Genomic DNA, 13,684 nt, shown 5'->3' on the forward strand with positions numbered 1-13,684 from the left:
CCTTTTGCTGGGGTTCAGGTATAATCGCTGCAAAGCCCTGATTGATGGAGAGGACTGCTTTGACTAACTTGAATTATCAACAGACGCACTTTGTGATGAGTGCGCCTGATATTCGCCACTTACCTTCCGATACCGGTATCGAAGTGGCTTTTGCTGGCCGTTCCAACGCAGGCAAATCCAGTGCGCTAAATACCCTGACGAATCAAAAGAGTCTGGCGCGTACATCTAAAACGCCGGGTCGTACTCAGCTCATCAACTTGTTTGAAGTCGTTGACGGCAAACGCCTGGTCGATTTGCCAGGATACGGTTATGCCGAAGTTCCGGAAGAGATGAAGCGCAAATGGCAGCGCGCGCTGGCTGAATATCTGGAAAAACGTCAGAGCCTGCAAGGTCTGGTGGTACTGATGGATATTCGTCACCCGCTAAAAGACCTCGACCAGCAGATGATCCTGTGGGCGGTTGAGAGCAACGTTCAGGTTCTGGTACTGCTGACTAAAGCAGACAAGCTGGCCAGCGGTGCGCGCAAAGCCCAGTTGAATATGGTACGTGAAGCCGTACTGGCATTTAACGGTGATGTACAGGTAGAAGCATTTTCATCACTGAAAAAACTGGGCGTGGACAAACTTCGGCAGAAGCTGGATAGCTGGTTTAGTGAACTGGCGCCGATTGAAGAGATGCAGGACGGGGAGTAACCCACCGATATGCCGGATAGCGCCGTTGCGCGTCTTATCCGGCCTACAGCCTGTACGAAACTTTTCTTTCGCACAATAAAAAACGCCCCAGTCATTACTGACTGGGGCGGCTAAAATATTCAGCCAAATCCGATTACGTGAAGTAAAAGGTCTGAAAGATAGAACATCTTACCTCTGTACCCTACGTGAATAACTTTACTCTTTTTTGAGCAGCTCAGAAAGCACTTTTTGTAATTTTTTTTCATTCCTTACATAGGGAATTCTAATGGACATCACAAAAAGTTCTATCTTATGTTGCTTAGTTACGAAAAAGGGGCGTTATTCAGTAAACCCTTAGTGCGCCTGATCCCAGTTTTCGCCACTACCGACTTCCACCAGCAACGGCACATCAATCTGGGTCTCGTTTTCCATCAGTTGATGGATCTTTTTAGAGACGCTTTCGAGGTCATCTTTATGCACTTCAAACACCAGTTCATCGTGTACCTGCATGATCATGCGCACACGTGGTTGCTCGGTTTGCAGCCATCCGTCCACCGCAATCATGGCTCGTTTGATAATGTCTGCGGCAGTACCCTGCATCGGGGCGTTAATTGCCGCGCGCTCTGCACCAGCGCGACGAGCGCCATTACTGGATTTAATATCCGGTAAATAGAGACGACGCCCTTCCAGCGTTTCGACATAACCTTGCTCTTTTGCCTGTGCACGGGTGCGTTCCATATATTCCAGCACGCCAGGGTAGCGTTCGAAGTAGAGGTCCATGTACTTCTGTGCTTCTTTACGCGGAATATTCAACTGGCGCGCCAAACCAAAGGCACTCATCCCGTAGATCAAACCGAAGTTGATGGCTTTCGCGCTGCGGCGTTGTTCACCAGTCACGGAATCCAGCGGTAAGCCGAAGACTTCCGCAGCCGTTGCGCGGTGAATATCTTTCCCTTCGGCAAACGCTGTAAGCAGACCTTTATCACGCGAGAGATGCGCCATTATACGCAGTTCAATCTGTGAGTAGTCGGCGGAGACAATCACGTAGTCTTCTGGCGCAATAAACGCCTGACGAATACGACGACCTTCGTCATTACGTACCGGGATGTTCTGCAGGTTTGGATCCGTGGATGATAAGCGCCCGGTAGCGGTCACCGCCTGGTGATAGGAGGTGTGCACGCGCCCGGTTTTCTTGTTAATCATCAACGGAAGCTTATCCGTATAGGTCGACTTCAGTTTTGCTAAGCCGCGATATTCCAGGATCACTTTCGGCAATGGGTAATCGAGCGCGAGCTCTTCCAGTACCTCTTCCGACGTTGATGGCGCGCCGCCAGGGGTTTTCTTCAGCGGCTTAATACCCTGCTTTTCAAACAGGATAGTTTGCAGTTGCTTGGTGGAAGAGAGGTTAAACGCTTCTCCGGCGATCTCGTGCGCTTTTTGCTCCAGCTCGTTCAAACGCAGCGTCAACTCTTCTGAATGTTTGTGCAGAACAGCCGGATCGATTTTCACACCGTTGCGCTCAACGCGAGACAAAACAGGAACCAGCGGCATATCGATATTTTCAAAGACGTTCAACGGTCCTTTATGCTGCTGCAATTCTGGCCACATTTTGAGATGGAGCTGTAGCGTAACGTCGGCGTCTTCCGCAGCATAACGTCCGGCTTCTTCCAGCGCTATCTGGTTAAAGGTCAGCTGATTTTTGCCCTTTCCGGCGATCTCTTCAAAGGTGATGGTTTTATGTTTCAGCCAGCGGTCCGAGAGGCTGTCCATATCGTGTCGGCCAGCGACACTGTTAAGAATGTAGGATTCGAGCATGGTGTCAAAGGTGATGCCACGCAGTTCAATGCCATAGTTCGCCAGGATACCGCGATCATACTTCAGGTTTTGCCCGACTTTATGCGCGTTCTCATCTTCCAGCAGCGGCTTCAGCAATGCCAGCGCGCGGTCGCGAGCGATCTGATCGGGGGCGTCCAGGTAATCGTGGGCAACAGGAACATATGCAGCCACACCCGGTTCAATGGCAAAAGACAGGCCAACCAGATTCGCAGAGATGTTGTCCAGGCTGTCAGTTTCTGTATCGAAGGCAAAGACAGGCGCTTTTTTCAGCTTCGCAATCCACTCTTCCAGCGTCGCTTCATCCAGAATTGTCACATAGTTATCATACGAGAGAACCGTGGCCGGCCCCTCAGGCGTTTCATCGACGGCGATAGTTTCCTGTGGTTTTGCCGCCGGCTTCGTTCCTTTCGCCTGTAGCCATTTTCCCGCTTCAACGTCAGTAACCCAACGCTTGAATTCGTACTGTTTAAACAGGCCAAGTAGTTCATCCGCTGCCGGCTGACGTACTTCCAACTGCTCGCAGGTCAACTCCAGTTCAACATCCGTTTTGATGGTAGCCAATTGATAAGAGAGGTACGCTACCTCTTTATTCTGCTCAAGTTTGCCCGCCAAAGTTTTCGCACCACGGAAAGTCAGCCCCGCGATTTTGTCTGATTCAGCATAGAGGGTATCCAGCCCACCCAGCCCCTGCAGCAGAGCCTGCGCGGTTTTTTCACCTACGCCAGGAACGCCAGGGATGTTATCTGAGGAATCCCCCATCAGCGCCAGGAAATCGATGATCAGTTCTGGTGGAACACCATATTTATTCACCACTTCATCCGGGCCGAGGATCGTATTGGTCATGGTGTTGATCAGGGTGATATTCGGCGTCACCAACTGAGCCATATCTTTATCACCGGTACTAATCAGCACCGGACGACCCACCTTCTCTGCTTCCCGCGCCAGCGTACCAATGACATCGTCTGCTTCCACGCCCGAAACGGCCAGCAGTGGCAACCCCATCGCTTTTACCATCGCATGCAGAGGCTCAATCTGCGCACGCAGATCGTCCGGCATGGGTGGGCGGTGTGACTTGTAGTGTTCGAATAACTCATCACGGAAGGTTTTACCCTTAGCGTCGAATACCACCGCAGCATGGGTCGGCTGATATTGCAGAATCAAGCTACGCAGCATGTTGAGGACACCATACATCGCGCCAGTAGGTTCTCCTGCACTGTTGGTCAGCGGCGGGAACGCATGGTATGCGCGATACAGGTAAGAGGAGCCATCTACAAGGATAAGTGGGTTTTCTGGGATCTGAACCATAATGTCCGTGCCTGTTTATCAGATTATGGGTAAAGGATGCCACAGACAGGATGAAAACATGAGTTTTTCGCCGCATTTGTCGAAAAACTTTTGTAGTTCTTCTGCTTTGCTCGCAAAGAAGATTGTGGATAACTTTGTGAATAAATAATTTTCAGCTCTTTAAATATAGCAATGAAATTAACACGTCATTTTATTTATATATATATTTCAGAAGTTTAAATAAATGCGTAGCATTTTATTCCATTTATACAGCTTATATCCTGATGTGGATAGATATTCCCTTTTTTTCTATTCAGGGAAGATCCATCATTTGGTTCGTTTTCTGATAAAATCAGCCCCTTGCGCCTCTTTAGCGCACTATCTATGGCTAACCTTTTGAATAATTTAATTATGACGAGAATACTCGCTGCGATAACGCTGTTGCTGAGTATCGTATTGACCATATTGGTCACGATTTTTTGTTCTGTGCCGATCATCCTTGCCGGAGTTGTAGAACTCCTTTTGCCCGTTCCCGTTGTCTGGCGCAAGGTTTCTGTCTTCTGTAATTTCATGATGTACTGCTGGTGTGAAGGTCTGGCGCTACTGCTACACCTCAATCCGCGACTGAAGTGGGATGTCGAGGGACTGGAAGGTCTTAGCAAGAAAAACTGGTATCTGCTCATTTGTAACCATTACAGCTGGGCTGACATCGTTGTGCTTTGCGTTCTGTTCCGTAAGCACATCCCAATGAATAAATATTTCCTCAAGCAACAACTGGCCTGGGTGCCCTTTATTGGCCTGGCCTGCTGGGCGCTGGATATGCCGTTTATGAAACGCTATTCGCGAGGCTACCTGCTCCGTCATCCAGAACGGCGCGGTAAAGATGTCGAAACAACGCGTCGTTCCTGCGAGAAGTTTCGCGTACACCCGACAACTATTGTGAATTTTGTCGAAGGTTCACGCTTTACCAAAGAGAAATGTGAGCAAACCCGCTCTCCTTATCAAAACTTGCTCCCTCCAAAGGCGGCCGGTATTGCGATGGCATTGAACGTACTGGGGTCGCAGTTCGATAAAATGTTGAACGTCACGTTGTGCTATCCGGAAAACAGCAGCCGACCGTTCTACGATATGCTGAGCGGTAAGCTAACGCGTATTGTCGTGCGGGTAAATCTGGAGCCAATTCATGAAGAGTTGCACGGTGATTACGTGAACGATAAGGGATTCAAGCGTCGGTTTCAGCTATGGCTTAATACGCTGTGGAGTGAGAAAGACGCGCAGCTCGACGCGATTAAAGCCTCATATGAAAAAGCCGGTCAGCACAAGTGACCGGCTTTTGCTTTTACTTCTGACCAACCAGATACTTCACGGTATCCGCATACTGTTGTACAAAGATATCCATGCTGCTGGTATCCATGCCCTGCGGATTTACCTGATATTTGCCATTCACGAACATTGCCGGAACGCCCTGCAGCTGTAAATCAGCCGCCGCTTTTTCCTGCTGTGCCACGAGTGATTTCACCACGAAGCTGTTCCATGCCGCATCATAGTCTTCACCTTTAATACCCGCGTCGACAAACACTTTACGGATATCAGCTACAGACTGAACGGTCTGGGTTTTCTGAACACCTTCAAACAACGGAACGGTTACTTGATCTTCAACGCCCAGCGCCATAGCAACGGCCCAAGCTTGCGTCAGATCTTTGCCCAACGGCCCCAGAAACTCGACGTGGTACTTGGTCATCTTGGTGCCTTCAGGCAGTTTTTTCTTCACGTTATCAGAGACGTGAAGAACTTCTTCAAACTGATAGCAGTGCGGGCAGTAGAAGGAGAAGAACTCCAACACTTGCGGTTCACCCGCAACAGGCTTTTCCAGAGTGATGTATTGTTTGCCATCCTGGAACTGCGCTGCAGATGCGCTAAAAGCTAAAACCATACCAGCCAGCGCCAGCCATAATTTTTTCATGTTCAAATTTCTCCGATTAATACATTGGCGTTAATTGTAAGGGGGGCTCTTGCAGAATTTTTGCCTGCTCAATAAAGGTCGCGGTCTGACGATGCCAGTAATCTTCCCCGGTTAACCACGGGAAGTTTTTTGGAAACGCAGGGTCAGCCCAACGTCGAATTAGCCAGGCAAGATAATAAACTAAACGCATAGCGCGTAAAGGTTCTATCAGTCCGATTTCAGAGGTGTCGAACTCACTAAACTCTTCATAAGCCTCGATAATGGTTTCAAGCTGCATGCGTTGTTCAGCTTTATCGCCATTGAGGAGCATCCATAAATCCTGAACAGCCGGGCCATTGCGGGCATCATCTAAATCGACAAACATCGGACCATCGCGCCACAGAATATTACCGGCATGACAATCGCCGTGCAGACGTAACGTGGTAAAACGTGCATGCCAGCGTTCGGTAACGACCGCGATAAGCGCATCCGTTGCCTTCAGGAAAGCCGCTTTTTGCCCTGATGGGATCAACTGTGCGTGTTCAAAAAGCTTACGCGGCTGAGTCAGGTATTCTTCAAGGCCAATCGTCGGGCGAAAGGCAAAAGTACGCTTGCATCCGGTCTGATGCATACGCCCCAGATAGCGCCCCACCGCCTCCATCTGATCGATATTGTCGGCCTCAAACTGCCGCCCGCCGACGCTGGGGAAGATCGCATAATGGAAACCCTGATGGCTTAACAGCGTTTGGCCGCTTAGTACCAGCGGTGCAGCTACCGGGACTTCATCGCTTACCAGTTCCAGAGCAAACTGGTGCTCTTCCTGGATCTGATCGACAGACCAACGTTCAGGGCGATAAAACTTAACGACAAAGCGTCGACGGTCTTCGTCCTGGAATTGATAGACACGGTTTTCATAGCTGTTAAGCGGGGTAAGCCCTGAGTCCACCCGGATCCCCTGCTCAAACAGTGCATCCATGATGGTATCCGGGTGTAGCGTCTGGAAATTAAAAGCGTTGTCGTTCATCCCATCATCCGGAAAATACTACGAATGATTCAGGATATCATTTCGCAGCGCTTTCGGTGGTGGCGATTACAAGCTTTTACTCTTTAATGACGCCACGTGCGCGGAGTAGTGCGGTTTTAAAATCTTCTTCATAATCTTTCTGAATACCTGGGATGACGGCGTCTTTCGCCGAGTCACGCATTTTCAGGTGATAGATCAGAATGTCATCAGTTAAATCCGCCAGTTCGCCGTCAAAACCTGACTCTTGCGCCAGTTTCTGTAAAAATTGCATCAGGTTAAGATCGGGTTCCTTCTGCCAGGCCGGCTGGAGGAGTTCAATAACTTCATTCAGACGTTTACATTTCATGGTTGTGCTCCTTAGGCTCAATACAGATACGTTAGCAGGGTCAATCCCACATTAAAAGAGGCGATATCAGTGATTCTGGATAGTGCAATAACAGGGGTTGTGCTGGCAGGCGGTAAGGCCAGACGGATGGGCGGAACCGATAAAGGTCTGCTTGAGCTTGACGGTAAACCTCTTTGGCGGCATGTGGCCGATACCCTCGCTTTACAGGTCGAAACCGTGGTGGTTAATGCCAATCGCCACCGGGATATTTACCAACAAAGCGGCCTGAAAGTTATCCCTGATTCATTGGCCGATTTCCCTGGCCCACTGGCCGGGATGCTATCGGTATTCCTACAGCAAGCGGGGGAGTGGTTTCTGTTCTGCCCGTGCGATATGCCCTATATTCCTCACGATCTGGTCAAACGTTTGAAGGAGCAGCGCAAAGCTGCACCGGTTGTCTGGGTGCATGATGGCGAAAGAGATCATCCGACCATTGCGCTAATGCACCGCACCATGCAACCCTTGCTACAGGATTATCTTCAGTCCGGTGAAAGACGCGTCATGGTCTTTATGCGCCAGGCTGGCGGTCATGCTGTCGATTTCAGCGATCATAAAGATGCGTTCGTGAACGTGAACACCCCTGAAGAACTTGCAAAATGGCAGGATAAATCATGATCCCATTACTCGCTATAGCAGCATGGAGCGGAACGGGAAAAACTACGCTGCTTAAAAAATTGATCCCGGAGCTACGTGCCAGAGGCATTCGTCCCGGATTGATTAAGCATACTCATCACAATATGGATGTTGATAAGCCCGGCAAAGATAGCTATGAGCTACGCAAAGCCGGTGCAGCGCAAACCCTGGTCGCCAGCCAGCAGCGCTGGGCATTAATGGTAGAGACCCCGGAAGAGCCCGAACTGGATTTAGCGTACCTGGTAAGCAGGATGGATGCTTCCACACTGGATATGGTGTTGGTTGAGGGCTTTAAGCATGAACCTGTTGCTAAGATCGTTCTTTTTCGCGACGGTTGCGGGCACAGTCCAGAGGACCTGGCGTTAGACAACTATGTTATCGCGGTTGCCAGTGATATTCCGCTTGCGGTGGATGTTCCATTGTTAGATATCAACGATATACAGCAAGTTGCCGATTTTGTTACGCAATGGATAAGAAGATAGCTGCTGTGTCGTGATACGCCTTTGTAGGCCGGATAAGGCGGGAGGTCACCTCCGGCAGTTTTCACTCCCTGCAGACGCAAAAAAGCCCATCCGGCAGGATGGGCTTTTTCACTTGTTTGATGCCTGGCAGTTCCCTACTCTCGCATGGGGAGACCCCACACTACCATCGGCGCTACGGCGTTTCACTTCTGAGTTCGGCATGGGGTCAGGTGGGACCACCGCGCTACAGCCGCCAGGCAAATTCTGTTTATCAACACGCTTCTCGCATGTCGATGTAATCTGTAATCAAGCTGAATTTCGATGTCTCTTTCGCCAAAACATCTTCGGCGTTGTAAGGTTAAGCCTCACGGTTCATTAGTATCGGTTAGCTCAACGTATCGCTACGCTTACACACCCGACCTATCAACGTCGTCGTCTTCAACGTTCCTTCAGGACCCTTAAAGGGTCAGGGAGAACTCATCTCGGGGCAAGTTTCGTGCTTAGATGCTTTCAGCACTTATCTCTTCCGCATTTAGCTACCGGGCAATGCCATTGGCATGACAACCCGAACACCAGTGATGCGTCCACTCCGGTCCTCTCGTACTAGGAGCAGCCCCCCTCAATTCTCCAGCGCCCACGGCAGATAGGGACCGAACTGTCTCACGACGTTCTAAACCCAGCTCGCGTACCACTTTAAATGGCGAACAGCCATACCCTTGGGACCTACTTCAGCCCCAGGATGTGATGAGCCGACATCGAGGTGCCAAACACCGCCGTCGATATGAACTCTTGGGCGGTATCAGCCTGTTATCCCCGGAGTACCTTTTATCCGTTGAGCGATGGCCCTTCCATTCAGAACCACCGGATCACTAAGACCTGCTTTCGCACCTGCTCGAGCCGTCACTCTCGCAGTCAAGCTAGCTTATGCCTTTGCACTAACCTCCTGATGTCCGACCAGGATTAGCTAACCTTCGTGCTCCTCCGTTACTCTTTAGGAGGAGACCGCCCCAGTCAAACTACCCACCAGACACTGTCCGCAACCCGGATTACGGGTCTACGTTAGAACACCAGCCATTAAAGGGTGGTATTTCAAGGTTGGCTCCATGCAGACTGGCGTCCACACTTCAAAGCCTCCCACCTATCCTACACATCAAGGACCAGTGTTCAGTGTCAAGCTATAGTAAAGGTTCACGGGGTCTTTCCGTCTTGCCGCGGGTACACTGCATCTTCACAGCGAGTTCAATTTCACTGAGTCTCGGGTGGAGACAGCCTGGCCATCATTACGCCATTCGTGCAGGTCGGAACTTACCCGACAAGGAATTTCGCTACCTTAGGACCGTTATAGTTACGGCCGCCGTTTACCGGGGCTTCGATCAAGAGCTTCTCCTTACGGATAACCCCATCAATTAACCTTCCGGCACCGGGCAGGCGTCACACCGTATACGTCCACTTTCGTGTTTGCACAGTGCTGTGTTTTTAATAAACAGTTGCAGCCAGCTGGTATCTTCGACTGATTTCAGCTCCATGAGTAAATCACTTCACCTACATATCAGCGTGCCTTCTCCCGAAGTTACGGCACCATTTTGCCTAGTTCCTTCACCCGAGTTCTCTCAAGCGCCTTGGTATTCTCTACCTGACCACCTGTGTCGGTTTGGGGTACGATTTTGTGTTACCTGATGCTTAGAGGCTTTTCCTGGAAGCAGGGCATTTGTTACTTCAGCACCGTAGTGCCTCGTCATCACACCTCAGCGTTAACAAGACTCCGGATTTACCTGGAATCTCCGCCTACATGCTTAAACCGGGACAACCGTCGCCCGGCTAACATAGCCTTCTCCGTCCCCCCCTCGCAGTAACACCAAGTACAGGAATATTAACCTGTTTCCCATCGACTACGCCTTTCGGCCTCGCCTTAGGGGCCGACTCACCCTGCCCCGATTAACGTTGGACAGGAACCCTTGGTCTTCCGGCGTGCGGGTTTTTCACCCGCATTATCGTTACTTATGTCAGCATTCGCACTTCTGATACCTCCAGCAACCCTCACAGGCCACCTTCAACGGCTTACAGAACGCTCCCCTACCCAACAACACATAGTGTCGCTGCCGCAGCTTCGGTGCATGGTTTAGCCCCGTTACATCTTCCGCGCAGGCCGACTCGACCAGTGAGCTATTACGCTTTCTTTAAATGATGGCTGCTTCTAAGCCAACATCCTGGCTGTCTGTGCCTTCCCACATCGTTTCCCACTTAACCATGACTTTGGGACCTTAGCTGGCGGTCTGGGTTGTTTCCCTCTTCACGACGGACGTTAGCACCCGCCGTGTGTCTCCCGTGATAACATTCTTCGGTATTCGCAGTTTGCATCGGGTTGGTAAGTCGGGATGACCCCCTAGCCGAAACAGTGCTCTACCCCCGAAGATGAATTCACGAGGCGCTACCTAAATAGCTTTCGGGGAGAACCAGCTATCTCCCGGTTTGATTGGCCTTTCACCCCCAGCCACAAGTCATCCGCTAATTTTTCAACATTAGTCGGTTCGGTCCTCCAGTTAGTGTTACCCAACCTTCAACCTGCCCATGGCTAGATCACCGGGTTTCGGGTCTATACCCTGCAACTTAACGCCCAGTTAAGACTCGGTTTCCCTTCGGCTCCCCTATTCGGTTAACCTTGCTACAGAATATAAGTCGCTGACCCATTATACAAAAGGTACGCAGTCACCCCATAAAGAGGCTCCCACTGCTTGTACGTACACGGTTTCAGGTTCTTTTTCACTCCCCTCGCCGGGGTTCTTTTCGCCTTTCCCTCACGGTACTGTTTCACTATCGGTCAGTCAGGAGTATTTAGCCTTGGAGGATGGTCCCCCCATATTCAGACAGGATACCACGTGTCCCGCCCTACTCTTCGAGTTCACAACACATGCACTTTTGTGTACGGGGCTATCACCCTGTATCGCCGGACTTTCCAGACCGTTCCACTACCACACATGCTGATTCAGACTCTGGGCTGCTCCCCGTTCGCTCGCCGCTACTGGGGGAATCTCGGTTGATTTCTTTTCCTCGGGGTACTTAGATGTTTCAGTTCCCCCGGTTCGCTTCATTACGCTATGTATTCACGCAATGATAGTGTGACGAATCACACTGGGTTTCCCCATTCGGAAATCGCCGGTTATAACGGTTCATATCACCTTACCGACGCTTATCGCAGATTAGCACGTCCTTCATCGCCTCTGACTGCCAGGGCATCCACCGTGTACGCTTAGTCGCTTAACCTCACAACCCGAAGATGTTTCGTAAAACACTTCAGTGTTGCGAAAATTTGAGAGACTCGAACACACCGCTTTTCATTTCTTGTTTACGGAGAAATGAAACAGTGTGTCGTTTCAATTTTCAGCTTGATCCAGATTTTTAAAGAGCAAAACTTCGCAGTGAACCTTTTCAGGTACACTCTGAAGTTTTCTTGTTTTTTTGCAGTAAGGAATGGTGGAGCTATGCGGGATCGAACCGCAGACCTCCTGCGTGCAAAGCAGGCGCTCTCCCAGCTGAGCTATAGCCCCATCGTAGTTAAATCTCGTTTAACCTTAATTTCTGTTGAGGCAAGGCGTGGTGACGCGAAGCATACTGAAGTATGTGAGCATCGCCGCAACGCAGCATCAGCAGAAATTTGGTAGGCCTGAGTGGACTTGAACCACCGACCTCACCCTTATCAGGGGTGCGCTCTAACCACCTGAGCTACAAGCCTGCAGAGATTTTCTTACTGCTAATTTTCATCAGACAATCTGTGTGAGCACTACAAAGAACGTTTCTTTAAGGTAAGGAGGTGATCCAACCGCAGGTTCCCCTACGGTTACCTTGTTACGACTTCACCCCAGTCATGAATCACAAAGTGGTAAGCGCCCTCCCGAAGGTTAAGCTACCTACTTCTTTTGCAACCCACTCCCATGGTGTGACGGGCGGTGTGTACAAGGCCCGGGAACGTATTCACCGTGGCATTCTGATCCACGATTACTAGCGATTCCGACTTCATGGAGTCGAGTTGCAGACTCCAATCCGGACTACGACATACTTTATGAGGTCCGCTTGCTCTCGCGAGGTCGCTTCTCTTTGTATATGCCATTGTAGCACGTGTGTAGCCCTACTCGTAAGGGCCATGATGACTTGACGTCATCCCCACCTTCCTCCAGTTTATCACTGGCAGTCTCCTTTGAGTTCCCGGCCGAACCGCTGGCAACAAAGGATAAGGGTTGCGCTCGTTGCGGGACTTAACCCAACATTTCACAACACGAGCTGACGACAGCCATGCAGCACCTGTCTCAGAGTTCCCGAAGGCACCAAAGCATCTCTGCTAAGTTCTCTGGATGTCAAGAGTAGGTAAGGTTCTTCGCGTTGCATCGAATTAAACCACATGCTCCACCGCTTGTGCGGGCCCCCGTCAATTCATTTGAGTTTTAACCTTGCGGCCGTACTCCCCAGGCGGTCGACTTAACGCGTTAGCTCCGGAAGCCACGCCTCAAGGGCACAACCTCCAAGTCGACATCGTTTACGGCGTGGACTACCAGGGTATCTAATCCTGTTTGCTCCCCACGCTTTCGCACCTGAGCGTCAGTCTTTGTCCAGGGGGCCGCCTTCGCCACCGGTATTCCTCCAGATCTCTACGCATTTCACCGCTACACCTGGAATTCTACCCCCCTCTACAAGACTCTAGCCTGCCAGTTTCGGATGCAGTTCCCAGGTTGAGCCCGGGGATTTCACATCCGACTTGACAGACCGCCTGCGTGCGCTTTACGCCCAGTAATTCCGATTAACGCTTGCACCCTCCGTATTACCGCGGCTGCTGGCACGGAGTTAGCCGGTGCTTCTTCTGCGAGTAACGTCAATTGCTGCGGTTATTAACCACAACACCTTCCTCCTCGCTGAAAGTACTTTACAACCCGAAGGCCTTCTTCATACACGCGGCATGGCTGCATCAGGCTTGCGCCCATTGTGCAATATTCCCCACTGCTGCCTCCCGTAGGAGTCTGGACCGTGTCTCAGTTCCAATGTGGCTGTTCATCCTGTCAGACCAGCTGGGGATGGTCGCCTAGGTGCGCCGTTACCCCACCTACTAGCTAATCCCATCTGGGCACATCCGATGGCAAGAGGACCGAAGGTCCCCCTCTTTGGTCTTGCGACGTTAGGCGGTATTAGCTACCGTTTCCAGTAGTTATCCCCCTCCATCGGGCAGTTTCCCAGACATTACTCACCCGTCCGCCACTCGTCACCCAAGGAGCAAGCTCCTCTGTGCTACCGTTCGACTTGCATGTGTTAGGCCTGCCGCCAGCGTTCAATCTGAGCCATGATCAAACTCTTCAATTTAAGTTTGATGCTCGTGAATTAAACTTCGTAATGAATTACGTGTTCACTCAGAGACTTGGTATTCATTTTTCGTCTTGCGACGTTAAGAATCCGTATCTTCGAGTG

Annotated in this window: 10 protein-coding genes, 2 tRNA genes and 3 rRNA genes; 4 read left to right on the top strand and 11 right to left on the bottom strand. The window is 50.7% G+C overall.

Annotated elements, in window-relative coordinates; translation table 11 throughout:
• Positions 1–59: 59 nt before the first annotated feature.
• Positions 60–692 carry a ribosome biogenesis GTP-binding protein YihA/YsxC gene (yihA, locus tag GFC06_RS03850; RefSeq protein WP_005121851.1) on the top strand — a complete coding sequence of 211 codons (633 nt, stop codon included), beginning with the start codon at positions 60–62 and terminating at the stop codon, positions 690–692.
• 119 nt (positions 693–811) lie between these two features.
• Here the strand turns inward: yihA and GFC06_RS23580 are convergent, their stop codons facing one another.
• From GFC06_RS23580 to GFC06_RS23320, 3 genes are all read right to left on the bottom strand, one after another.
• Positions 812–859, bottom strand: coding sequence for a spot 42 RNA, inhibition of DNA synthesis (locus GFC06_RS23580; protein ID WP_071892919.1), 48 nt, complete (start codon positions 857–859; stop codon positions 812–814).
• 166 nt (positions 860–1,025) lie between these two features.
• Complete coding sequence (gene polA, locus GFC06_RS03855) at positions 1,026–3,812, bottom strand: DNA polymerase I (protein ID WP_153689851.1); 2,787 nt, start codon at positions 3,810–3,812, stop codon at positions 1,026–1,028.
• 215 nt (positions 3,813–4,027) lie between these two features.
• On the bottom strand, positions 4,028–4,363 hold the full coding sequence (locus GFC06_RS23320) for a hypothetical protein (RefSeq protein ID WP_228522565.1): 336 nt from the start codon (positions 4,361–4,363) through the stop codon (positions 4,028–4,030).
• On the opposite strand from GFC06_RS23320, the gene GFC06_RS03860 reads away from it, so the two are divergent.
• Positions 4,257–5,117 (top strand): acyltransferase, encoded by an 861-nt coding sequence (locus tag GFC06_RS03860; RefSeq protein WP_228522554.1) that lies wholly within the window; start codon positions 4,257–4,259, stop codon positions 5,115–5,117. The two genes, GFC06_RS23320 and GFC06_RS03860, sit on opposite strands and share 107 nt — an antisense overlap.
• A gap of 13 nt (positions 5,118–5,130) precedes the next feature.
• On the opposite strand, the gene dsbA is transcribed toward GFC06_RS03860, so the two are convergent.
• The 3 genes from dsbA to GFC06_RS03875 form a co-directional block, all read right to left on the bottom strand.
• Positions 5,131–5,754, bottom strand: coding sequence for a thiol:disulfide interchange protein DsbA (gene dsbA / locus GFC06_RS03865; protein ID WP_016155156.1), 624 nt, complete (start codon positions 5,752–5,754; stop codon positions 5,131–5,133).
• 16 nt (positions 5,755–5,770) lie between these two features.
• Complete coding sequence (locus tag GFC06_RS03870) at positions 5,771–6,757, bottom strand: serine/threonine protein kinase (RefSeq protein ID WP_153689853.1); 987 nt, start codon at positions 6,755–6,757, stop codon at positions 5,771–5,773.
• 76 nt (positions 6,758–6,833) lie between these two features.
• Positions 6,834–7,103 carry a YihD family protein gene (locus tag GFC06_RS03875; protein ID WP_003028616.1) on the bottom strand — a complete coding sequence of 90 codons (270 nt, stop codon included), beginning with the start codon at positions 7,101–7,103 and terminating at the stop codon, positions 6,834–6,836.
• A gap of 69 nt (positions 7,104–7,172) precedes the next feature.
• Here GFC06_RS03875 and mobA point away from each other — a divergent pair, with 69 nt between their 5' ends.
• The gene (mobA, locus tag GFC06_RS03880; protein ID WP_016157861.1) at positions 7,173–7,757 is read left to right on the top strand and encodes a molybdenum cofactor guanylyltransferase MobA; all 585 of its coding nucleotides are present in this window, start codon (positions 7,173–7,175) and stop codon (positions 7,755–7,757) included.
• A complete protein-coding gene (mobB, locus tag GFC06_RS03885; protein ID WP_016155153.1) occupies positions 7,754–8,257 on the top strand; it encodes a molybdopterin-guanine dinucleotide biosynthesis protein MobB in 504 nt (167 codons plus the stop codon). The genes mobA and mobB overlap by 4 nt, the downstream gene beginning before the upstream one ends.
• Before the next feature lie 121 nt (positions 8,258–8,378).
• On the opposite strand, the gene rrf is transcribed toward mobB, so the two are convergent.
• The 5 genes from rrf to GFC06_RS03910 all read right to left on the bottom strand — a co-directional run bounded on the left by rrf (position 8,379) and on the right by GFC06_RS03910 (position 13,579).
• Positions 8,379–8,494: ribosomal RNA gene (rrf, locus tag GFC06_RS03890) — 5S ribosomal RNA — on the bottom strand.
• A gap of 96 nt (positions 8,495–8,590) precedes the next feature.
• Positions 8,591–11,497, bottom strand: a 23S ribosomal RNA gene (locus GFC06_RS03895).
• 208 nt (positions 11,498–11,705) lie between these two features.
• Positions 11,706–11,781 (bottom strand) — tRNA-Ala (locus GFC06_RS03900).
• Between the two features lie 108 nt (positions 11,782–11,889).
• Positions 11,890–11,966, bottom strand: a tRNA-Ile gene (locus GFC06_RS03905).
• 71 nt (positions 11,967–12,037) lie between these two features.
• A 16S ribosomal RNA gene (locus GFC06_RS03910) occupies positions 12,038–13,579 on the bottom strand.
• The 16S, 23S and 5S rRNA genes sit together here with 2 tRNA genes alongside, the layout of an rRNA operon.
• Positions 13,580–13,684: the final 105 nt, after the last annotated feature.

The sequence above is a fragment of the Citrobacter braakii genome, assembly GCF_009648935.1.
GTDB classification, from domain to species: domain Bacteria; phylum Pseudomonadota; class Gammaproteobacteria; order Enterobacterales; family Enterobacteriaceae; genus Citrobacter; species Citrobacter braakii.

Coding starts and splice junctions, on each gene's coding strand:
- GFC06_RS23320 (WP_228522565.1), bottom strand. CDS start 4,363: ATGAAATTACAGAAGACAGAAACCTTGCGCCAGACAACGGGAACGGGC.
- polA (WP_153689851.1), bottom strand. CDS start 3,812: ATGGTTCAGATCCCAGAAAACCCACTTATCCTTGTAGATGGCTCCTCT.
- dsbA (WP_016155156.1), bottom strand. CDS start 5,754: ATGAAAAAATTATGGCTGGCGCTGGCTGGTATGGTTTTAGCTTTTAGC.
- GFC06_RS03870 (WP_153689853.1), bottom strand. CDS start 6,757: ATGAACGACAACGCTTTTAATTTCCAGACGCTACACCCGGATACCATC.
- mobB (WP_016155153.1), top strand. CDS start 7,754: ATGATCCCATTACTCGCTATAGCAGCATGGAGCGGAACGGGAAAAACT.
- GFC06_RS03875 (WP_003028616.1), bottom strand. CDS start 7,103: ATGAAATGTAAACGTCTGAATGAAGTTATTGAACTCCTCCAGCCGGCC.